Source organism: Lacinutrix sp. MEBiC02404, from assembly GCF_053601575.1.
In genome coordinates this window covers 1-22,644 of sequence record NZ_JBSHNV010000153.1, presented here as the reverse complement: position 1 = coordinate 22,644, position 22,644 = coordinate 1, and the positions used below count along the sequence as shown (strand labels likewise).

Genomic DNA, 22,644 nt, shown 5'->3' with positions numbered 1-22,644 from the left:
AATTATGTCTGATACAATAGAAAAAGTAAAATGCTTAATAATAGGTTCTGGACCTGCGGGTTATACTGCAGCAATCTATGCCGCTAGAGCAAATATGAAACCTGTTTTATACCAAGGTACACAACCTGGAGGACAGTTAACTACTACCAATGAAGTGGAGAATTTTCCTGGATATCCTGACGGAATTACAGGACCTGCAATGATGATGGAACTTCAAGCACAAGCAGAGCGTTTTGAAACGGATGTTCGTGATGGTTGGGTAACTAAAGTAGATTTCTCAGGAGATGTACATAAAGTTTGGATAAACGAAACGAAAGAGATTCACTGTGATACCGTAATTATTTCTACAGGAGCTTCTGCTAAATACTTAGGATTAGATTCAGAACAAAAATACTTAAAACTTGGTGGCGGAGTTTCGGCTTGTGCCGTTTGTGATGGTTTTTTCTACAGAAATCAAGAAGTAGTAATCGTTGGAGCAGGAGATAGCGCTTGTGAAGAAGCACACTACTTATCTAAGCTTTGTAAAAAAGTAACCATGTTAGTGAGACGTGATGAATTTAGAGCTTCTAAAATCATGGCTGCTCGTGTGGCAAATACAGAAAATATTGAAATTTTATTCAATACAGAAACGGAAGAAGTTTTAGGTGACGGACAAGTAGTTACTGGCGTGCGAGTTTTAAACAATAAAACCAATGAAACTCAGGATATTCCTGCAACTGGATTTTTTGTTGCCATTGGTCATAAGCCAAACACAGATATTTTTAAAGGCTTTTTAAATCTTGACGAAACGGGTTACATTATAAACGCGAAACCAGGAACCTCTAAAACAAATGTAGATGGTGTTTTTGTATCTGGAGATGCAGCAGATCATGTATACAGACAAGCGATTACAGCAGCGGGAACGGGTTGTATGGCAGCTTTAGATGCAGAACGTTATTTAGCAGCTAAAGATTCTACTTTTGAGGTTAGTACTTCTAATTACAACTAGATAAAGTATTTGAATTTTAAATATATATATAAAGCCGAAACATTAGTTTCGGCTTTTTTGAATTATAAAATGCTACTTTAAGAAGGCTTTAAGACGATATATTCGTATCTGTTTCTTCTTGTTCTAAGGGCGTTTTATTATATTTTTTATGTTGGATTTTTTTCTTTTCTAAAATGGCATAAAATTTTCTAGGTGATATTTTTAAGTCTTTAGTGATTTCACTAACCTTTTTCTTTCCTTTTTTATACAGTTTTAAGTTTTCGTTTACTTTTTTATTGAAATAATGATCTTTAATTTTTTCAATAACCTGTAATTCGGTTAAGTTTCTTTCTTGCGCGTAGTTTTCTAATTCGGTTGTGATTTTTGATAAATTGTTTTTCATAGGGAAAATTTTTTAACGTACTACATTTAGGAATGAGAACTTGTTTCCATAGTTTCGTTCCCTGTTTTACATTACTAATTTAGTGAATAAATAGCAAAGTTTAAAATCCTGTAGGATTTTATAAGCTAGCCTAGGGAATAGCTATTCGTTTCACGTGGTTTTAGAAATCGTATTTTTTAATTTGGAATTCAAGCTTTCAATGAATTCTCTACGTTTGATTAATTCTTCTATATTACTTTCAAATGTTTTAATATTATTCAGTTTTGGGAATGCGATTTTTCGTTTTGCAATGGAATTCGAGATCAAAATATTCACATAATTATAGGTCAAAATCAATTTTTGAAGGAAGTCCGTTTTTGTAATTTTTAACCCTATTTTTTCAGCTGTTCTTGCATTTAGAATATAAGTAGTTCCCTTTATTCTTAAGGAAGTGTTATGGTTTTTCTCACAAGCTTGTATTAAGTTTAAAATGCCTTCTACATACTTTTGAAGAATGAAATTTGTTCTTTGCTTTCCGCTTAATGATTTATCTATGACAAAAATATAATCAAATAAAGAACCGCCATGAATGATAATGGTTCCTTTGTTTTCCTTTTCGGTAATAAGTAGGGAAGAATAGTAAATCAATTTCCCCTTTTTTTTCATGGCAGGAACATCAAAAAATGGCGCAATTATAGAAAGTGTTATAATTAGGAATAGAAATATAAAGAAATAGAAGCCACTTAAAAGGCATAAAACCAAAATTAGCAAATTAAGAGATACCGCAGCAATCGCAATTTTAAATTGAATTCGATTTTGTTCTTTTTTGGATTTGGAGTAAAATCTATGATTCATTTTATAGGGTTGTACTTACGTTTGTTTCCGTTAGATTATTAGCAAGTAAAAATAAAATATAAATCCGTAGAGTTTTAGATTCCGGGTTATTTTTGGGTTTCATTTGCTTCTAAAACACGCAAAATATTTCCACCTAGAATTTTATGAATGTCTTTTTCGTTGTATCCTTTTTCGGTTAAAGCTTTGGTAATTAAAGGATATGCAGTAACGTCATCCAATTGTTTTGGTGGTAAAAAGATACCGTCAAAATCAGAGCCTATACCAACATAATCCGCACCAACTAAATTAATAATGTATTCCAAATGCGCAATTACTAAATCGAATGGCGCTTTTAAAGCTTCCGATTCTTGAGGGTATTTTAAATATATGGATTCTACCGCGAGATATTCGTTTACACCTAAATCGTGTAAAGAATCTATTTCTGTCTGATATTTTTCAATAAATGCATCTTCCTTCTTTCCGACTGTTGGATCTATAAAAGCAGAATTAAAATTAATTTGAATAACGCCACCATTTTTTGCAATTGCTTTTATTTGATCATCTTTAAGGTTTCTGGGATGCGGACAAATATTATAAACAGAACTATGGGAAGCAATAATGGGTTTTGTAGTGTTGTTAATAACGTCCCAGAAAGTTTGTTCACCAACATGACTAACATCTACCAGCATTCCTAAAGTATTCATTCTGCTAATGACCTTTTTACCGAAATCGTTAAGCCCTTTCGTTTTTAAATCTTTGTTTTTTGTTTCCTCCGATGCGCTAGTTGCCCATGCTGTAGAATTATTCCAAGTTAGTGTCATATAGCGCACACCACGATTAAAGAGAGCGTCTAATTTATTCAAATCATCTTCTATTTGATGTCCGCCTTCCAAACCAATTAAAGCGGCTATTTTATGCTCATTTACAACGTTTAATAATTCTTCGGTATTGGCTACTTTTACTATTTTATTTGGATTTCTCTTAATTACGGCATCCAAACTGTCTATTTGAATATTAGCGAAATTATAGGGGTCTATTTGGTTGCCATCACTCCAAACAGAAAAGAATTGAACATCTAATCCGCCTTGTTTCATCCGGTTTAAGTCACTATGTGTTTTGCCTTTTAAATCGTTATCTATTAGAAAGCCTTTTTCCATAGTTTGGAGTAGAATATCGTTGTGGGTATCTACGAATATGGCTTGGTTGTGAATTTCTTCAAAAGTTTTGGCTTCTGGTGTGTTTTCTTTGGCGTTTTTACAGGATATTAAAACGAAAAATACTAGTATTAAATATCTCATAATCTTGTGTTTATAGTTTTTTTAGCAGTTGTGTGCTTTGCTTAAATAACTAATTTAGGAAATATAAAGTGGAACTCAAAACCCTATCGGATATTTGAGAGTAGATGAGAAGCATTTTCCCCAATATAAGATTTGCTCAGAAATAGTAATTTATAAGGTTTAACTTTTAGAAATATTCGATTTTTCATCTAAAAGCGCTAAGAATGCAACAAGCGGTACAGTAGATTTACTTTTTTTAGAAAACAAAATTTTAATAATCGAGAAATATCCCAAACCTCCTAATTGCGTTAAATAATAACGTTTAAATATGTGCTTATCGTCTGTTTTAAAAAGATAAAAAGTCCGTTGTTGAATTTCGAAAGTTCTTAAAGCTGTAATAGCTTCAAATTCTATTTTTTTGTTGCCAAAGTAAAGTGCTGTTTCGGTAAATTCTAATTTCTTTAAACTAATAAAAAGAATAAAAGCTAGTATAGCGATACTCCAAGTAGCATAATCCCAAAACCGGTTTAAATGGAAATAGGCTGTTATAAAATAGGCTAGTACCAATACAAACCAAGAAAGAAAATATTTTTTGAAAGCTATGTTAGAGGATATTTTGGTACGAGATTGCATTTTAATGTTTTCTATAAAAATAAGTTTCAAGTCACTAATTAGAATCTTCTTTATGTCTTATTCTTCTAAATTATTAGAAATCTTAATCTTAAATTGTCCATTTTCTAAGACTTTGTAATCCGTTTCGTCATTAAATTTATATAGTTTACAACTAAAATTTCCTTCTACTTCAAACCAACCATCTTCTATTTCTAGGATGGATGTAATAGCAAAAGAAGCATCTGTATTGTTTCCAAATCGTGAAGAATAGTAGATTTCTTGATTTTCATATTCCGCAGGAAAAAAGTCTAAAGCAACATTATTAATTATAGTATTCCCAGGAAAGGTTTCATAGTTAAAAGTGTTTAGCGCTAAAAAATTTCTCATACTTGTCCGTTCATTTTCTAAAGAACAATCTCCCACAGGAATTTTGGAGAAGTACATTTTTGCAGTATCTAATTGTTCTGTGTTTTCTTGAGAATCGTAGAAAAGCAATCCGCAGGCATAACGACCATAGCAGAAGCCTGTTCCTGGTTCTCCTAAAACGGCAATGTCATTAGTTTGACTGCCACCAAAATCCATAGAAATAGCATCAGGACTATTATCTAAAGGAGATTCATAAACCCTTCTTTCAATGTTTAATTCTTCCCCATCTAAGAGTCCTTTAAAGTAGTGACTTTCTAAGAGTAATGGTTCTGTTGCCGTAGTTGTACTATCATCATTAGAATCACACGAAGCGAAAAATAGGAGAGTAAAAATGGAAAGGTAAAGTGTTTTTTGTAGGTTTTGCATGTTCCTTATTCTTTAAGTTTATTTTTGCTTACATTTCCTTTTTATGAAAAGTAGACGTGTTTTTAAAAGCATTAATTGTTATTTTAGGATCTCCATAAAGATAAATTTCACTCGTGCCAGAAGCTTCTAAAGTGAACTCATTTACCACATGTATCGTAGCATCACTAGAATCTTCAATAACTAGATTACACGTATTTACAGTAAGGTTCTTTGCTGAAAAATCAGAGGAATTTATAGAGGTTAATTGCATATGTTCTACATCTCCTTCCATTTTAGCAAAAGCACCTTGATACATATCTACTTGTAAACTGTCTGTTTCTATTAAAGCTTCGGTTTTACTGCTTTCGTTGAGTTCTATTATCACTTTTTCGCTTTCAATATTAAGTTTCGATTTAGAACTGATACCAAAAGTAGATTTGTTATTGTTGGTAAACGTAAAGCTTTTGTTTTTAATGTTTAGGAATGCTTTTGCATAGTCATTAATTTTTAAGCTTAACGAATCATTTTTTAAAGTATTGGCAGCGCTTACTTCGGCATCTTCATTAATTTCTATATTTCGAAGCGATTTTGTAATATTTACAACAATATTTAATCGTTTACTAGATTGAATTTTTGCGGAAGTACTAAAACTTAGCACACTGTCTTTTACAGAAAATTGAATAATTTCATGTAAATTTTCGTCGGTTTCAATTTCAACGGAAGGTGCATCACTTTGGATGAGTTCAATTTCAAATTTTTCACCAAAAGTAATGGTGTTAAAATCGTCTATAATGGTTTCTATAGTAGTAACATTTTTATTTCCTTTTACTTTTTCTTGAGCAAATCCTGTTATTGCAAGCATGGCAATACATAGCGTCAAGACCCCTTTTTTAAACATTTATTTTGTAGTTAATTATTGTATATACAAATATATGCAAAAACCATCCCAAACTTGATTGTCAAGTCTAAAATGGTTTTATTTTGGTGCTAAAAATGTATTAGCAAAAATGGATTGGTTGGTTATTGTTTATTAATACTACCCGAAACACCATCGCTTTTTTCTATAAATTCTGGATTTCCATAATAAGTAATATCGCCACCACTAGTAGCTTTGGCATATAATTCTTTATTGCTGTTGACTTTTATTCCTGCGCCACTTGTAGCTTTTACATGGGATGCGTTGGTTGTTAAGTTTTGTGCGTCCATATCGCTTCCGCTTGTCGATTTACATTCTAAGGTTTCTACATGAACATCTAAATCCATATCACTTCCACTTGTGGTAATCAGTTCTAAGTGATTTGTAGTAATGGTATTTATAGAATATACATCACTTCCGCTAGTAGCTTTTATACTAGAAATATCTTTAAAGCTTAGTCTGATTTTTTTAGAATCTGCGTTACCTATATTTTTATCAGCATAAATTCTTAAAGTGCCGTTTTCGACTTCTGTAAAAATGAGTTCATGCAGGTTTTGATCTGCTTCTACAGTTAGTTTAACTGCTTCACCTTGGGTTAAGTAAAGGTCTAAGCCGTGACTTACTTTTATAGCAGTAAAAGTACCTTCAATATTTCTGTTTTCTGTGGAAACATTTCCGGTTCCTTTAACGTCATTGTTAAAATTTACATCAAAGTTACAAGACATAAATAACAAGCTCATTAGCATTGTTATTATAATTTTGGTTAGTGTGGTCATAATTGTTCGTTTTTTGATTGATTAAATAATACTTCAAATATTATGTTTTCTGTTAGTGATTAATAACTTAAATATCTGAATTGTTGATTTATAAAGATGAATTGTTTTAGTCTTGCATTTGATGGTCATAGCTTAATACACGTTTTATTTTCCAGCCTTGTTCTTCCTTAATCCATACATGAGAAAACTTAGCAATACTGCCTTTGCTTTCCGGTCCTCCATTTACAGATTCAAAGAATTTATGTTCTCCCTTTTGAATAGCGCCATAAAGTGCTCCGTTTTTATAAAGCGGAAATACTTCTAAACTTTCTACATCAAGTTCTCTTCTTGATTTTGTGTGATTTGAAGAGCCACAAAGACCATTAGTAATGTTGGCCATGAAATCTGCTTTTGACTCGGTTACACCAGCTTCATCATGATAGAATTCAAAGTCTTCCGCAATTAATTTTTTAAACTGACTGACATCACATGTATTGAATCCTACATGAAATAGTAAGCTGTCATTGGTTTTTAGTTTTAAAAATAATTCGGAGGTTTCCGATACTTGCGCATTTGCTTGCCATGTGATTAATACACAGCACAGGGAAATAAATATTGCTTTTATTGGTTTCATATTAATTATCGTTTTCATCTGTAGAGATATTAATGCCATCTTCATCAATTTTGACTTTAACATCGTCCGCATTTCCGCTAACGCCATTTTCGTCAATTTTTAGATTAGAATCTTTCGTTTTAATTTCAATACCATCATTATTTATGTTAATACTGCCTTCTTCATCATTCACATTTATCTTGATTTTATAGTCTTCTTCCTCGTCATTTTCATCTTCTTCCAGACAATCTAGGCAAGTAGCTTCGTCAGTGAATATTTTAAAATAATGTCCAGCATCTCTATAGGTAACCAAGTTATTGTTAGACGTATAATAATTTAAAAAGGACCTGGTATTCTTATTTAATTGGATAACCGTTCCTTCTGGTATATATAAGGTTAGATTAACCTCTTGGTCGCTAAATTTATTTTCTGCATCGGTTGTTAAATACTTGTCTAATTGAAAGGTATTGTTAACTAGTGCATACTTGTAATTAATGTTTTCAGCACGTTCCTTAGCAGTTTTAAAGCTTCTACCGTCGGCATTTTTCTCCACATGTAAAGTGGCTATAGAGTCATCAGTAGATCTAATCGTTAGTCTTATATCTGAAGAATAGATGGTTTTTTCATCATTATCTCCATAGGCTAAGTAAAAAGAGTTTCCGCCTTTATGCATACTTTTATTGTACGCATTATTGTCCATCATTTTAATATTTAAAGTGTCATTTACCTTGATGTTGTACACTTCTTTTTCTTTTACTGCAGCATCAAAAGCATGTTCTGTAGCTTGTGTAACTCCAATAACAATTAATCCAATAATAGCCATTAACCATAAACCTAATAAAGAGAATTTAGCAATATTACCAATAGATCTTAGGTTGTTAATCAGAATTTTTAAGCCTAAATAGAAGACAAAGAAAAACGGAATACCAATAGCAAATAAGGCTAAAAGCGAAACCAACCAAACCGGAGTTCCTGCCGCGTTTGCAGTATCTACAATATCAAAGCCAGGAACATTTATAGCATCAGAAATACCAACGGTGAACATACCTATTATTAATCCTATTAATGCCGAAGCACCAATGATGATTAGAATAATTCCTATAAATTTTGCTGCGACTTTTAAGAAAAACATAAAAATAGCGCCAATAGTGTCAAAGAACGATGTGGATGTAGATTTTAAGGAGTTACTTTTTTTTTTAAAGTCTATATTTTTTGCAGCATCACTAACAGAGTCGGAAACGTTTTTTGCAACATCAGAAACCGTAGAAATACCATCCTTAATTTTCTTTTCAATATTACTAATGTTTACAGGTTCTCCTTTCATCATTAGTTTGTCACTTGTAGTAACGGCTTCTGGAAGTAAAATCCATAATAAGATGTATAGTAAAACGCCTGTTCCTGCACCAAATATTAATAGAATCCATATTAAGCGAATCCAAATAGCGTCGATACCAAAGTAATGTGATAACCCAGCCGAAACACCACCAACATAAGAGTTGTCTGTATCTCTAAAAAGTTTTTTAGAAGTGGTTCTTTGGCTAGAATATTGCTTTGGTTCATCTTCAAATATTTCATCGTCTACAATGTAATCTTCAGGTTGCCCCATAATGGTAATTACATCATCTACTTCTTTAGTTCCAATAACTTGCTTGTCATGTTTTACACGCTCGTTAAAAAGTTCTGCAATTCTTGCTTCAATGTCTGAAATGATTTCCGAACGACCTTGAGAGTCTGTAAACGAACGTTTAATAGCCTCCAAATAGCGCTGTAGTTTTGTATATGCATCTTCATCAATATGAAAAAATATACCTGCTAAATTTATGTTGACTGTTTTATTCATTTTTCGTTGGTTTTTGTCTTGTTACTATATTCACTGCGTTTTGTAATTCGTTCCAAGTAGTGGTTAATTCTTTAAGAAAAAGTTTTCCAGTTTCTGTTAAACCATAATACTTTCTTGGAGGTCCTGAGGTGGATTCTTCCCATCTATAATTAAGAAGTCCGGCGTTTTTTAATCTAGTAAGTAATGGGTAAATAGTTCCTTCTACTACTAGCAATTTAGCGTCTTTTAGTGTTCCTAAAATTTCTGCTACATAAGCATCTTGATCTTTTAAGACAGAGAGTATGCAGTATTCTAGAACACCTTTTCGCATTTGTGCTTTTGTGTTTTCTATCTTCATAGTTTCCTTTTAATTTTGTTATAACTGTTCATTTTTTGATGGATGTGATGGTTGATTATATTAATTACGAGTGATTAGTTCGTTAAAAATTATTTTAAAAAATTTATGGTTAAAGAATATTTAAACAATTCGCCATCTCTAGCCATTAAACTGGCTTTGATTATAAAAACAAGCTCTAATAGGAAAGCAATAATTGCTAACCCTGCAAAAGCACCTCCAATATATAATAGCGGAGAAGGTTTGTCTAAATTGATGCTAATATTTTCAAAAGCATTAATATCTATAAAGTCAATTTGCTTAAAAATATTAAAGATGAAAAACGGAACCGTTAACAATCCTATTATAATACTATATAGTAAAATGCTAATCTGAAAATTAATAGCTTGCTTACCATGTGCATCTACAAATTCTGATTTATCCTTATTAGCAACCCAAAGTATTATTGGGCCAATAAAGTTACCTAGAGGAATTATAAACCTAGAAAAGGTGGATAAATGAATAAAAGTAGCAATGTTTTTTTGATGGTTATTTTCCATGATGTAAAAGTATATAATAGTTTCTTATACAAATATATGTCTTTAAAAAGGTATTATGTTACGCATAGTACTAAAAATTAACAAAATTTTAACAGATTGGATTGTCATTTTTTTTCGATATTTTTGAGGAAATTAAGATATAAATGAAGTTAACACCAGGAAAGATAAATACTTTCAACCTACTAAAACTACCTTCTGTTTTTTTTACAGGAGTCCGTGTGAAATCTATTGATGCTACCTCTTGTACCGTATCTGTTAAACATAGATGGATAAATCAAAATCCTTTTAAATCGATGTTTTGGGCAGTGCAAGGTATGGCTGCCGAATTAACAACAGGAGCTTTAATGCTTATGAAAATTAAAGAAAGCGGAAAAAATATTTCGATGCTTGTTGCGAATAACAATGCTACTTTTACTAAAAAGGCAACTGGTAGAATAACCTTTAGTTGTACAGATGGAAACAAAATAGACGCTGCCATGGTAAAAGCTGTCGAGACTGGTGAAGGACAAACCATATGGATGCAATCTATAGGAATAAATGCCGATGGCGTAGAAGTATCTGTATTTAATTTTGAGTGGAGTATAAAAGTGAAGAGAACTTGAATTTGAAAATGAAATCGAAGTAGAAATTGTTGTTTTACCAAAACAGTACATATTTTTATTGTTTTACCAAAATATATAAAACATGTGTTCCTTCCTTAAGTTAAAGGAAGGTGGATTTAGTTTCAACTAAATACGGAAGGTTTGTAGAAAAAGGCGAAGCACTTTTTTAAATTATCAATTTTTTAAACCTTGTAACAAAACCAGAAATAATGCAACTAATGAGCATAACAACATAAACCAAACAAAAATGACAGCACACGAAATAGATTACCGCATTTATGGAGAAGAAATGCAATACGTAGAAATTGAGTTAGATCCTCAGGAAGGCGTTGTTGCAGAATCTGGAAGTTTTATGATGATGGATGATGGCATTAAAATGGAGACTATTTTTGGTGATGGTTCACAAAAAGACACTGGGTTTTTAGGAAAGATTTTAGGAGCAGGAAAAAGAATTCTTACTGGAGAAAGTTTGTTTATGACCGCTTTTTATAATGATCTAACTGGTAAACGTAACGTGAGCTTTGCTTCTCCTTATCCAGGAAAAATAATACCTATTGATTTAACCGAATTTGGAGGGAAATTTATTTGCCAAAAAGATGCATTTTTATGTGCAGCTAAAGGTGTAAGTATAGGCGTAGAGTTTTCTAAAAAATTAGGAAGAGGTTTATTTGGAGGCGAAGGTTTTATCATGCAAAAGTTAGAGGGTGATGGTATGGCATTTGTGCATGCAGGAGGTACCATGGCTAGAAAAGAATTAAAAGCAGGACAAACCTTACGAGTAGATACCGGATGTATTGTTGGTTTTGACCAAACCGTAAATTATGATATTGAGTTTGTTGGTGGTATTAAAAATACGGTCTTTGGAGGCGAAGGTTTATTCTTTGCAAAATTAGAAGGTCCAGGAACCGTTTTTGTACAATCTTTACCTTTTAGCAGATTGGCAGGAAGAGTATTAGCAAGCGCACCAAGTTCAGGAGGAAAGAGTAAAGGAGAAGGCAGTATTCTTGGCGGAATTGGAGATCTCTTAGATGGAGATAATAGGTTTTAGTTAATAATAATTCTGTGTTAAAGTTTTGTTTAAATAGAAATACAATGTACTTTTTTACTATATTTAATCAAAATAAAACACATACAGCCTATAGAACATTTCTACTTTTTATTTACAACTAAACCTAATTAAATTATGGCAAGAGCAATGTTTGAGTACACTAAAACCGTACTTAATAAAGTGAGTTTTGATGCTAGTTTGTTTTGTAAAGAAGTGCAAAAAGCTATTAATAGATTATTACCTTATGAAATTGAGGAACTTAAAATATTTATAGAATCACTTGTGAAGCAAAACCCAGAACTAAATCAATGTTTAATATATTTAAAACCATAAAAAAAAGCGATGTACACGTCGCTTTTTTTTTGTTTTTAAATGCACGTTTTTTATATATTTCTAATCTAAAGAAATATATTTGTATAAAATTTTTAAGCTGAAAAAAATATTTATATTCATATTGCTATTTGCATTTGCGTTTAAGCCAATGTATTATGTAAGTCAAGTACTTTACTACGAGCTTAATATTGATTATATTGTAGAAACTTATTGTGTTAATAAAGACAAACCTACACTGCAATGTAATGGTAAGTGTCATTTAGCAAAACAACTACAACCAGTTTCTAATGATAACAATAGCAACGATGCTATTTCTAGTCTAGCGGAAGCTTTTACATTTGTTTATTATAACGAATATCCTTCCGTAGCATTTCATACGGTTTTCTTTTTAGAGAACAGAGAACTATCTTTTTCCCACACTAAAAACTATGCCTATTCTTTTGCGTATAGTCATTTTAAACCTCCAATGGTATAATTTTATTTTTTAGAATTAGACTTTTATAGTCTTTGCCAAATGAACTTTAAATTCTTATTTAAGCGTGTTTCTATGTATTAGAAATATAGCGTAAACTAAGTATGAATTACTAGCAATAGTCTTTACGTTTTTTTGGTACACAACAACAATACATGAAATTTAAAATAATACAAAATGAAATTATTCAAATATACATTTGCATTACTACTATGCGCAACAATAATATCTTGTTCATCCGATGATGATAATGGCGATTCTGAAGATTTATCAGGGCAATCCGGCGAGGTAATCTTGAAATTCGATAACGGAGTAGGAGATCAAGACTTTATCTTTGGAACTACCTATAACAAGTCTAATAACGAATCTTTTCAACTAGAAACGTTAAAATATATTATCAGCAACGTACAATTTACAGATAACGAAGGGAACACTTTTATGTATCCTACAGAAGATAATGTTTTTATAGTTAATGAAACCGATGGAAATAACGCTGGGGAAATCTGGATTACTTTAAACGATGTAGATGCTGCAGATTATGTTTCTGTAACCTTTGGTGTTGGTATAGATCAAGATCGTTTTGCGCTTGGAGCAGACGGACAAGGTGATTTTTTAGACGCGGCTTCCGACGAAGAAATGATGTGGAATTGGGCTTCTGGTTATAAATTTATAAAACTGGATGGTACTTTTTCTACCGCAACACTTACAGAGGAACCATTAAATGTACACATGGGAAGTGTTGGTACTTCATTAGATAATTATCGAGAAGTAACTTTAGCATTTCCAAATACCGTGTTAGTAAGAGAAGACGCTTCACCAGAAATACATATTAAAGCAGATATTGCTAAAATATTCGACGGATCAACAACGGCAAACTTTGCAGATGGTTATGACCAAGTGCATACAGATGTAAATGAAACCCCTATTATAGCAGATAACATTAATACTATGTTTTCAGTAGACCACGTACACAACGATTAATTAGTAACTAAAAATCAAGGAAAGCAATGCTGTTTTCCTTGATTTTAATAAACACCTAAAATATGAAAAGAGTACTTCTTTTTTTATTCGTGTGCTTTCTCGTTTCGTCGTGTAGTAAAGATTCCGAAACAGAAGTATACGTTCCAGTTCCAATACAAGTAGAATGGCCTGAAAATTTTCCAGAAATTGCATATAACCTAGATAATAATCCGCTTACAGAAGCTGGTTTTGAATTGGGAAAAGATTTATTTTACGAAGGAAAACTGTCTTCCAATGGGGCAATCGCTTGTGCTTTTTGTCATGAACAAGCTTTTGCATTTACACATCACGGGCATAATTTAAGTCATGGTGTAAATGGAGGAATCGGTTTTAGAAATGCACAACCTATTCAAAACCTAGCCTATCAAACTTCATTTATGTGGAATGGCTCTGCTTCGCATTTAGATTTACAACCTATTATTCCTATTACTAGTGAAATAGAAATGGGAGAAACCCTAAGTAATATTATTGAAAAATTAAGTGCAGATTCGCAATATCAAGAAAAATTTGCAAGGGCTTTTGGAGATGGCGAAGTAAGCACCGAAAAGATGTTGAAAGCGTTATCCCAGTTTATGGTAATGATGATCTCTTCTAATTCTACCTATGATAAATATGTTAGACAAGAAGATAACGTAACATTAACCACAATGGAGTTGGACGGATTAAATACGTTTCAGCAAAAATGTACTTCCTGCCATGCAACAGATTTATTTACCGATCAAACTTTTAGAAATAACGGTCTTCCTGTAAACCCTTTGTTAAACGATACTGGGCGTTTTGAAATACTTGAAGATCCTAACGATTTATATAAGTTTAAAGTACCAAGTCTAAGAAATATTGAAGTTACAGGACCATATATGCATGATGGTCGATTTGCAACTTTAGAAGTGGTTTTAGATTTTTACGATGCTGGAGCCGTAGATAATGGTAATGTAGATTCCTCTCTTTTAAGAGATGATAATAGCTATGGTATCACGCTTAACAATTACGAAAAAGAAAGTTTAATTGCTTTCTTGAAAACATTAACAGATAACGAATTTTTAGAAGATGAACGTTTTTCAGAATTTTAAAACAGGAATAGTAATGCTTACACTGGTACTTTTACATACCAATTTGGTGCAAGCGGATACGATAAAAAAAATATGCATACATGACGAACCATTTAAAGTATATTGTGATTTATGTGGATGCTCTACAAGTAGCGGAAGCTTTGGTTTTGGTACCTTAAGCAATGCTAATTTTGTTGGTGTACGATATATTTATCAAAATTTTGAGTCTAGAAATGGTATTTTTGAAAACTCACCAACCAGTAAAGAAAGCTTTAATACCTACCAGTTGTGGGCACAAATACCAATTAGTAATTCTTTTTATGTTAGTGCTAATTTGCCATATCAAGATTTAACTAGAAACTTTAATAATGTTAAAGAAAACATTAACGGTTTGGGAGATGCAAGCGTTATTGGTTGGTTTAAATTACCGTTTTATAAAAAACAAGATAACGATAAAGTGGATTTCAATACCGAACGAGAAGCTTCCGGGCATTCTTTACAATTTGGTTTAGGTATTAAATTACCAACCGGTAAGTTTGAAGAAAGATTGACAGATAATATTAATCCAGGCTTTCAAGTAGGAACTGGCAGTGTAGATGGTATTTTCTCTTTGGGTTATAATTATGGTGGAGACAAATACGGCGTAAACACACTTTTTAGCTATTACTTAAAAGGCGAAAACAAAAACGATTACCAGTTTGGAAATCAGTTTAGTTATGCTACTAATTTATATCGTGCATTTGCAACAGAAAAGATGAATATCATGCCGTTTGTTGGTGTTTCAGGAGATGTATATAAAAAGATAACACAGTATGGCGAAACTTTAGAAGACACCGATGGAAACATTTTAAATGCTTCTATAGGATCAGAATTAGCCATCGATAAATTTATTTTTGGAGCAAGTTATACGTTACCAATTAGTCAAAGTTTATTTGGCGATAATGTAGAGTCTAAACAGCGTTTGTCTGTTTATGTGAATTTTGCTTTGTAGTATTTTATCTAAATTTTAAATTTGAAAAACAGATTGTGTAAGCAGTCTGTTTTTTTGTTTAGAATGTTTCTCATAGGTAACTATTTTCTTCCGAATATTACCACGCTATTTTTCTATCTATAAAAGCATACTATTTCCGCACATTTATTTTAAAGAACTATATCTTTGCGGCATGCAATCTAAAGTCCTTTTTATTACACCTCCTTTTACGCAGTTAAATACTGCGTATCCTGCAACTGCTTATCTGAAAGGATTTCTAGAAACGCATGCCATAAATTTTACACATTGTGATTTAAGTATTGAACTTTTTACTTCTGTTTTTAGAAGTGATTTTCTGCGTGCTATTTTTCAAGAAGCTATCGATTTGGATAATTTTCAGTATCCAGAAGTGAACAAAAGGAAAGACTTGTATATTTCTCGAGTGGATGTGGTGCTTGCCTTTCTTCAAAAACAAGATGTAGAAACGGCAAATAGCATCTTAGAAAAAGGTTTTTTACCATTAGGACATCGTTTATCTAAAGTAAATAAGACCATTACATGGGAAGATGGAGAAATAGGAGTTATTGATAAAGCAAAGCATTACGCAACGCTTTTTATTGAAGAAATAGGCGATTTTATTCAAGCCAATGTCGATGAGTTTTTTGCATTTACTAAATATGCCGAGCAAATTGCAACTTCGGCAAGTAGTTTTGATCAACTAGATACTTTTTTGAGTTATCAACCTACTATTATCGAAGAAGAAATGCTAGATATTCTAGTCGCTCAAATTGAAGAACACACACCTGTTTTAGTGTGTTTTACCATTCCTTTTCCTGGGAATTTATTTGCGGCATTACGCTGTTCTCAATTTATCAAACAACTTTTTCCAGATATACATGTTGCTTTTGGTGGCGGATATTGTAACACCGAATTACGTACACTGGAAGATCCTAGAATTTTTGAATTCGTAGATTTTATTTCCCTAGATGATGGCGAAGGTCCTTTATTGAAAATAGTTCGTTATCTAGAAGGTGAAGTAGATGCTTCGGAATTAGAGCGAACCTTCGTTTTAGAAAATGGAGTAGTGGTTTACAAGAATAAAATTCCGAATACCATTTACCATCATAAAAACTTACCTGCTCCAGATTATTCTGGATTGCCTTTTGATAAATATGTTTCTTTTTTAGATGTGGTAAATCCGATGCATCGTATGTGGACAGATGCCAGATGGAATAAACTCACTATTTCGCATGGTTGTTACTGGAAGCAATGTTCATTTTGTGATGTAACCTTGGATTATATTGGAAATTATCAAAATACTACAGCGGAAGATTTAGTCGATAAAATTGAAAAAATAATTAAAGATACAGGCATTACAGGTTTTCATTTTGTAGATGAAGCAGCGCCACCTAAAATGCTAAGAGCTTTGTCTAAAGCATTAATCGATAGAAATGTAAAGATCACTTGGTGGACGAACATTCGATTTGAAAAAACATTCGATTTCGAATTATGTGAGGTCATGGCAAAATCTGGTTGTATCGCGGTAACTGGTGGGCTAGAAGTAGCTTCGGATAGGTTATTAGCGAAGATGAAAAAAGGTGTAGATATAGCACAAGTTGCTAGAGTTACCAATAATTTTTCTAAAAATAATATTATGGTGCATGCTTATCTCATGTATGGGTTTCCAACGCAAACCGAACAAGAGACTATCGATTCTTTAGAAGTCGTACGTCAATTGTTTGAAAGGAATTGTATTCAGTCTGCATTTTGGCATCAATTTACAACAACTATTCATAGTCCGATTGGTCAAAACCCAGAAGCATTCGGCATTGAAATAACAGGACCTGTTTTTGAAGGATTTGCTCAAAACGATTTATACCATATAGATCCTACAGGCGCAGCTCATCCTAAATATACCAAAGGTTTAAACGTAGCATTGCATAACTATTTAAATAATGCAGGCTTTGAGGAAAAGTTGCAAAATTGGTTCGATTTCCCTGTGCTTCCAACTAGTCACTCTAAAGGTTTAATTGCCAGTTTTTTAGCTTAAATGGTTTATTGAAATGAGCAGTAATGCGCTATAAATCTTCTAGTAAATCGTATTTTACACTTTGTAAAAAAAAACTTATAAATCCCTGTTTTCGGGGATGCTTATAAGGTTTGCAATTCCTACATTTGTGCATGTTTTTTAAGTCCCGATACTTTTTTGCTTTTTTCTTTGTATGCTATACTTCCATTGGTATGGCACAAACAACAACACCTATTTTAGAAAGTGAAGGCGAAAAGATAGATCAGCTTTTTTATTATTTCAATAATGGTTTTGAAGAAAAAGCATACGAGGAAGCGCATCATCTATTAGGTTCTTTTAAATCTGAAAAAGCGATAACCAATACCAATTTATTATTGGCGTACTACCATAGTAAATACGTAGCTATGGATTCCTCCATTTATTATACTCATAAAGCACTCAAAAGTAAAAAGAATATTAAAGATTCTTTAGGGATTCGATTAACCATATTGTCTTATCAACTACTTGCTCTAAATAATAAAAATAAGGGCTTGTATCAGGAAAGTAAAAAGTGGCATATTAAAGGTGCTGAACTCAGTGAAAAACATAAGGAAACAAATTTGTATTATACGCATTTACACGGATTGGCAAGCACGTATGTTACGCTTGGCAAAACGGAAGAGGCTTTAGCCCTTTTTGATAAATGTATTAAGTTTTCTAACGATGAAGAACTTATTTTAGGAAGTTATATCAATTTAGGTTCTATCTATTCGTCGCTTTCTAATTATGAAAAGGCTAATGACTATTTACAGAAAGCAAAAATTATTTGTGAGAAAGATACCCATAGAAAACAAGCCTTAGTAAATGTTATTATTAATATAGGAGATAATTATTTAAGTAGAGGAGAAACAGATAAAGCTCTTACTGCTTTCTACGAGGCAAAAAAAATTAGCAGTGATAATAGATCCTATAATTTAGAACTTATCATTTTAGGTAAAATTGGTACTGTATTATATAATGAAAAAAGAAATAATGAGGCGCTTTTAATTTTTTCTAATACTTTAATTAAAGCCTTGAATCTTGGGAATTTAGATATTGAGATGAATAGTTATCTTATGTTAGAAAAACTATCGATTCGAAAAGGTGATCATCGTAGTGCATATAGCTACGGAAAACATTATTATAAGATAAAAGATTCTATCGAGAATTCGCAAACGGAAAAAGAGATAAACGGTTTAGAAGTTAAATTTAAAACGCTAGAAAAAGAGAAAACGATAAAATTATTACAAATAGAAAACCTAAATAAGAGTTTGCATATTAAGAATAAGGATGCAGATATAGAAAAGTATAAATTGCAAGAAGCTATTATTGCAAAACAAAATGAAAACAAGGTATTACAATTACAAAACGGTGTTGAAAAACGTAAAAATGAAATAGCATTGCTTAAAGAAAAAGAAGCTTTAAAAGCTTTAGAATTAGATAGAGAAAAGACTATAAAATACATCGTTCTTGTTGCTTTTTTCATATTATTAGTTCCTATTGCTGGACTTTTAATTATCTATTATCAAAAACTACAAGCACAAGGTTTACTTAATTTAAAAGAGAAAGAGATTAATGAGCAGCAAGTGATTTCCTTAAAGAAAGATCAGGAAATAAAGTTAATTAAAGCCTCTATTAGAGGACAAGACCAAGAACGTAAAAAGATTGCTCAAGAAATGCATGATAGTGTTGGTGGTAATCTAGCGGCCATAAAACTACAATTTAGTCAGCTTTCTAATCATCCAGATAAGTTGAAATTAATTTATAGCCAGCTAGACGATACGTATGAGCAAGTAAGAAACATTTCGCATAATTTGTTGCCAAAAAAAATTAGAGAAAATGATTTCGTTTTTTTAATCAAAGAATATATGCATACGGTGGAAGATGCTAGTGAGATACAATTTAATGTTTCTTTTTATGAAGAAGAAAAGATTAATAGCCTAGACAAGATTTTACAAAACGAATTATTTTCTATCTTTCAAGAATTAACAACCAATACACTGAAGTATGCTAAGGCGAAAACCATAGATATACAATTAGATCTTTTAAATGAGTGCCTCTTTTTCGTTTATGAAGACGATGGAATGGGATTCGATGTATCCAAGACTACATTGGGCATCGGTTTAACGAATATTAAGAATAGAATTGAAAATTATAATGGCATATTGCATATCGATTCCAAAGCAAATAGAGGTACCAATATCCATATAGAAATCCCATTAAAAGCATAAATAAATGAAGCATAACCTAATTATAGCCGATGATCATAAAATGTTTTTAGATGGTTTATTGAGTATTCTAAAAACGGAAAGCAACTATAATATTCTATTTACGGCAAAGCATGGCGGACATGTTCAGAAATATATTTCGATAAATACAGAAGAAAAAATAGATCTTGTAATTACCGATGTCACTATGCCAGAAGTAGATGGTATTGCTTTGAATAAATGGATAAAAAAAACGAACAGGAATATAAAAACCTTGGTGGTTAGTATGCATAATTCACCGAAAATTATTGATGATCTCATCGAAAGTAATGTAGATGGTTATCTTCAGAAAAATGCTCAAAAGGAAGAATTTTTAAAAGCAATAGCCACTATTTTAGGAGGTGAAAAATATTTTTCAAAGGAAATAAAAGATATCTATCTGAAAAATAAATTTGAAAAGAATAAAGAAAAGGAAATCAAACTCACTAAAAGGGAAGTAGAAGTAATCTCGCTAATTGCGGAAGAATTTACTACGCAAGAGATTGCAGACCAATTGTTTTTGAGCAAGCATACTATTGAAAGTTACCGAAAAAACCTGATTACAAAACTGAATGTTAGAAACCTTGCCGGTCTTACCAAGTACGCCATTAAAAAGGGCTATGTGTCTTCATAGTATACATCTAATATCATTAATTCTATACAAGGGTTCTATTTTATAATAGAGCCCTTTTTTATTGCTTATTGTCAAAGTTAAGTCCTTCAATGTTTTAATGAAAAATATACTTTATAGGCTATTATGTTGCGTGTTATTTCATTTTAAAAACAAACAGAACAGATGTGTTAAGTGTTTGTAAATCAATATTGAATAATTAAACACCCTGTTTTCAGGGTATTGATTTTCACTAAAAACGGGGTTAAAACAAAGGGACTTCTAGCATAAATTTGTACCAGAGAATAAGAAACACCATAAACGTATAACATAAAAAATGACTGGTGTTTCCTTCCTAAAAACAAAACAAACTTTAACCATTAAAAACAAAATTATGACTTTCGGAATTACACTTATTTTATTAAGCCTTATCGCAGTACCATCTTTATTATTATCCAAAAAACCTAACGCAAAAGAATTGTTAGAAAAAATAGAACCTTACCAAGGTTGGATCGGACTTATTTTTTGTTTTTATGGTGTTTGGGGTATTATTTTTTCCATATTAAATTTAGGTTGGCTTACAACATTCCCAATTTGGTGGGTAACCTTATTAGCAGGAAGTATCGTAGAAGCTGTTCTAGGGTTTATGTTAGGATTTAGTCTTATTAATAAATTTGTTTTATCTAAAAATGAAGCTGCTAAAGAAAAAGCAATGGTACTTAGAGAGAAACTAGCTCCAAAACAAGGTAAACTAGGAATTGTAGGGCTATTTGTAGGTGCTTGGATGATTGTTGCCTCTATCTTATTCTTCTAAAAAAACTAAAACTTTAAAAAATTACTAAAACTAAAATTATTATGAAAAAATTCATCTTTTTAATGGCAGTGTTATTCACGGTGTCATCCATAGCGCAAGAAAATAGAAATACCATTACCGTAGTTGGTGAAACCGAAACAAGTGTGGAGGATAATAGCTATACTATTTTAATTTCCTTACAACAAATACTTGTTTATGAAGGACAAGGCGAAGTAGAAGTAGCTTCTATAAGCGAAGTAAAGAACAACTACATTAATAAAATAGGAGATTTAGGTATTGATTTTAGTAGGTTTCGCAGAAGTACATATTACGAGTTTGCTTCGTCTTATGGGCAAAGCAGAGTTACAGAATATTATTTTCTTAAAACAGGGAATAAAGAAGAGATTCGTAAAATTATAAATCTAAAAGTAGCAGGAATGTCTATTGCTAATACCGAGGTAGAAGCCAATAAATTAACAAATGATGAATTAGTATCTCTTGCAAAAAAAGCAATGGATAACGCAAGAGAAAAAGCAGAAGCTTTAGCGAAAAAAATGAATAAAACGGTTGGTGAAGTTGTTGGTATTGTAGACCAGAACACAAGAGAACAATATGCACAAAGTTATGGAACTTCTAGATTACAAAGTCATGTAGTAACTGTCTCTTTCGAATTAAAATAATGAATGTCTTTAAATTAATAAATTAAATAAAAAATCATGAAAATTAAATTAGTAGTATTATCCGTATTCACTTTCTGTTGTGTTTTTAATGCAGAAGCTCAAAAATTAAAAAAGTTTGGAAGTTCTGTCGAGAAAAAGATTGGTCCAAAAACAATTAAAGTGCCTTATACAGATGTTATATCTTATTTAGGTTACGCGGCTGCAGGAAATGAAGACCAAATAGTAGATGGTAAAAAATTCCACTATATATACCTATGGATTCCTGCTGTGGCTCCAGAACTAGGTGTAAGAATGCTTTCTCCAGTAGCTAAAACTAAAATTAAAGGAGCTATCCGTTCTGAAGCTTACACAGAAAATGCGTCTTCTAGTGATTATTTTGATACGTACATTACATTAGAACGTTCTACAATTTTTAAAAAAGAAGATATTACTGTAGATGCTGCTAAAAATGCTACTTGGACTAAATTAGATAGCAATGACGATAGTAGTGAAATGCCGAAACAACCTAGTGGAAGAAGTTATAATTCTTTATTACGATACAAGAGTGAAGTTGGAAGTCCTACAAAAGCTTTAACTGCTGGTTTATACCGTATTGGATTTACAACTTATAAAACAGGAGAAGTTAAAGGGACATTCTTAGCAGAAGTTGCAGCTCCAGTAAAATTACCTGGTGTAGTAATGGCTAAAACCATTGAAGCACTTAAAAAAGAATTATAGAAATAAATAGACATTCGTATTTTAATAAAACACCTCTTTATGCAAATAAAGAGGTGTTTTTTAGTTTTACAAAAAGTGTATTATACTGAAATAGGTTGACCTTTTTCGTGTTCATTTTTCGTTAATTAGAAGGTCAAATATTCTAAATTTTCTTTATTTTTTTTGTAGGAGCGATATTCAATTCCTTGATTAAGATGGATGAAATTAGGAGTGTTTA

The 22,644-nt window shown here is 31.8% G+C and carries 25 protein-coding genes; 14 read left to right on the top strand and 11 right to left on the bottom strand.

Annotated elements, in window-relative coordinates:
• Nucleotides 1-4 precede the first annotated feature (4 nt).
• Nucleotides 5-988, top strand: a complete 984-nt coding sequence (gene trxB, locus ACVCXO_RS06520; RefSeq protein ID WP_452228784.1) for a thioredoxin-disulfide reductase — start codon at nucleotides 5-7, stop codon at nucleotides 986-988.
• Between the two features lie 88 nt (nucleotides 989-1,076).
• Here the strand turns inward: trxB and ACVCXO_RS06515 are convergent, their stop codons facing one another.
• The 11 genes from ACVCXO_RS06515 to ACVCXO_RS06465 form a co-directional block, all read right to left on the bottom strand.
• Nucleotides 1,077-1,370 carry a hypothetical protein gene (locus tag ACVCXO_RS06515; protein ID WP_452228783.1) on the bottom strand — a complete coding sequence of 98 codons (294 nt, stop codon included), beginning with the start codon at nucleotides 1,368-1,370 and terminating at the stop codon, nucleotides 1,077-1,079.
• A 150-nt stretch (nucleotides 1,371-1,520) separates the two neighbouring features.
• Nucleotides 1,521-2,204, bottom strand: a complete 684-nt coding sequence (locus ACVCXO_RS06510) for a hypothetical protein (protein WP_452228782.1) — start codon at nucleotides 2,202-2,204, stop codon at nucleotides 1,521-1,523.
• A gap of 86 nt (nucleotides 2,205-2,290) precedes the next feature.
• The gene (locus ACVCXO_RS06505) at nucleotides 2,291-3,481 is read right to left on the bottom strand and encodes a dipeptidase (protein ID WP_452228781.1); all 1,191 of its coding nucleotides are present in this window, start codon (nucleotides 3,479-3,481) and stop codon (nucleotides 2,291-2,293) included.
• Nucleotides 3,482-3,640: 159 nt separating this feature from the next.
• Nucleotides 3,641-4,123 carry a hypothetical protein gene (locus ACVCXO_RS06500; RefSeq protein ID WP_452228780.1) on the bottom strand — a complete coding sequence of 161 codons (483 nt, stop codon included), beginning with the start codon at nucleotides 4,121-4,123 and terminating at the stop codon, nucleotides 3,641-3,643.
• Between the two features lie 27 nt (nucleotides 4,124-4,150).
• Nucleotides 4,151-4,864, bottom strand: a complete 714-nt coding sequence (locus ACVCXO_RS06495; RefSeq protein WP_452228779.1) for a hypothetical protein — start codon at nucleotides 4,862-4,864, stop codon at nucleotides 4,151-4,153.
• Between the two features lie 28 nt (nucleotides 4,865-4,892).
• A complete protein-coding gene (locus tag ACVCXO_RS06490) occupies nucleotides 4,893-5,741 on the bottom strand; it encodes a head GIN domain-containing protein (protein WP_452228778.1) in 849 nt (282 codons plus the stop codon).
• Nucleotides 5,742-5,863: 122 nt separating this feature from the next.
• Nucleotides 5,864-6,535 carry a head GIN domain-containing protein gene (locus tag ACVCXO_RS06485; protein ID WP_452228777.1) on the bottom strand — a complete coding sequence of 224 codons (672 nt, stop codon included), beginning with the start codon at nucleotides 6,533-6,535 and terminating at the stop codon, nucleotides 5,864-5,866.
• Nucleotides 6,536-6,641: 106 nt separating this feature from the next.
• Nucleotides 6,642-7,166 (bottom strand): nuclear transport factor 2 family protein, encoded by a 525-nt coding sequence (locus ACVCXO_RS06480; RefSeq protein ID WP_452228776.1) that lies wholly within the window; start codon nucleotides 7,164-7,166, stop codon nucleotides 6,642-6,644.
• Nucleotides 7,150-8,967 carry a PspC domain-containing protein gene (locus ACVCXO_RS06475; protein WP_452228775.1) on the bottom strand — a complete coding sequence of 606 codons (1,818 nt, stop codon included), beginning with the start codon at nucleotides 8,965-8,967 and terminating at the stop codon, nucleotides 7,150-7,152. Before ACVCXO_RS06475 ends, ACVCXO_RS06480 begins: the two co-directional genes overlap by 17 nt.
• Entirely contained in the window at nucleotides 8,960-9,304 is a 345-nt protein-coding gene (locus tag ACVCXO_RS06470; RefSeq protein WP_452228774.1) for a PadR family transcriptional regulator, read from the bottom strand. Before ACVCXO_RS06470 ends, ACVCXO_RS06475 begins: the two co-directional genes overlap by 8 nt.
• An 89-nt stretch (nucleotides 9,305-9,393) precedes the next feature.
• Nucleotides 9,394-9,840 (bottom strand): DUF4870 domain-containing protein, encoded by a 447-nt coding sequence (locus ACVCXO_RS06465; RefSeq protein ID WP_452228773.1) that lies wholly within the window; start codon nucleotides 9,838-9,840, stop codon nucleotides 9,394-9,396.
• A gap of 143 nt (nucleotides 9,841-9,983) precedes the next feature.
• On the opposite strand from ACVCXO_RS06465, the gene ACVCXO_RS06460 reads away from it, so the two are divergent.
• The 13 genes from ACVCXO_RS06460 (at nucleotide 9,984) to ACVCXO_RS06400 (ending at nucleotide 22,427) form a co-directional block, all read left to right on the top strand.
• A complete protein-coding gene (locus tag ACVCXO_RS06460) occupies nucleotides 9,984-10,442 on the top strand; it encodes a DUF4442 domain-containing protein (RefSeq protein ID WP_452228772.1) in 459 nt (152 codons plus the stop codon).
• 247 nt (nucleotides 10,443-10,689) lie between these two features.
• On the top strand, nucleotides 10,690-11,490 hold the full coding sequence (locus ACVCXO_RS06455; RefSeq protein ID WP_452228771.1) for a TIGR00266 family protein: 801 nt from the start codon (nucleotides 10,690-10,692) through the stop codon (nucleotides 11,488-11,490).
• A gap of 135 nt (nucleotides 11,491-11,625) precedes the next feature.
• Nucleotides 11,626-11,823 carry a hypothetical protein gene (locus ACVCXO_RS06450; protein WP_452228770.1) on the top strand — a complete coding sequence of 66 codons (198 nt, stop codon included), beginning with the start codon at nucleotides 11,626-11,628 and terminating at the stop codon, nucleotides 11,821-11,823.
• A 148-nt stretch (nucleotides 11,824-11,971) separates the two neighbouring features.
• The gene (locus ACVCXO_RS06445) at nucleotides 11,972-12,298 is read left to right on the top strand and encodes a hypothetical protein (protein ID WP_452228769.1); all 327 of its coding nucleotides are present in this window, start codon (nucleotides 11,972-11,974) and stop codon (nucleotides 12,296-12,298) included.
• Between the two features lie 174 nt (nucleotides 12,299-12,472).
• Nucleotides 12,473-13,276: an MbnP family protein gene (locus ACVCXO_RS06440; RefSeq protein WP_452228768.1), complete on the top strand. Its 804-nt coding sequence runs from the start codon at nucleotides 12,473-12,475 to the stop codon at nucleotides 13,274-13,276.
• Between the two features lie 62 nt (nucleotides 13,277-13,338).
• On the top strand, nucleotides 13,339-14,385 hold the full coding sequence (locus ACVCXO_RS06435) for a cytochrome-c peroxidase (RefSeq protein WP_452228767.1): 1,047 nt from the start codon (nucleotides 13,339-13,341) through the stop codon (nucleotides 14,383-14,385).
• 13 nt (nucleotides 14,386-14,398) lie between these two features.
• A complete protein-coding gene (locus ACVCXO_RS06430; protein WP_452228766.1) occupies nucleotides 14,399-15,355 on the top strand; it encodes a hypothetical protein in 957 nt (318 codons plus the stop codon).
• Between the two features lie 172 nt (nucleotides 15,356-15,527).
• A complete protein-coding gene (locus tag ACVCXO_RS06425; protein ID WP_452228765.1) occupies nucleotides 15,528-17,384 on the top strand; it encodes a B12-binding domain-containing radical SAM protein in 1,857 nt (618 codons plus the stop codon).
• Between the two features lie 191 nt (nucleotides 17,385-17,575).
• Nucleotides 17,576-19,612 (top strand): tetratricopeptide repeat-containing sensor histidine kinase, encoded by a 2,037-nt coding sequence (locus ACVCXO_RS06420; protein ID WP_452228764.1) that lies wholly within the window; start codon nucleotides 17,576-17,578, stop codon nucleotides 19,610-19,612.
• 4 nt (nucleotides 19,613-19,616) lie between these two features.
• Nucleotides 19,617-20,261: a response regulator transcription factor gene (locus ACVCXO_RS06415; protein ID WP_452228763.1), complete on the top strand. Its 645-nt coding sequence runs from the start codon at nucleotides 19,617-19,619 to the stop codon at nucleotides 20,259-20,261.
• A 313-nt stretch (nucleotides 20,262-20,574) separates the two neighbouring features.
• Nucleotides 20,575-21,051, top strand: coding sequence for a hypothetical protein (locus tag ACVCXO_RS06410; RefSeq protein ID WP_452228762.1), 477 nt, complete (start codon nucleotides 20,575-20,577; stop codon nucleotides 21,049-21,051).
• A 41-nt stretch (nucleotides 21,052-21,092) separates the two neighbouring features.
• Entirely contained in the window at nucleotides 21,093-21,710 is a 618-nt protein-coding gene (locus tag ACVCXO_RS06405; protein WP_452228761.1) for an SIMPL domain-containing protein, read from the top strand.
• A gap of 36 nt (nucleotides 21,711-21,746) precedes the next feature.
• The gene (locus ACVCXO_RS06400; RefSeq protein ID WP_452228760.1) at nucleotides 21,747-22,427 is read left to right on the top strand and encodes a Lipl32 family lipoprotein; all 681 of its coding nucleotides are present in this window, start codon (nucleotides 21,747-21,749) and stop codon (nucleotides 22,425-22,427) included.
• The last annotated feature ends 217 nt before the right edge of the window (nucleotides 22,428-22,644 follow it).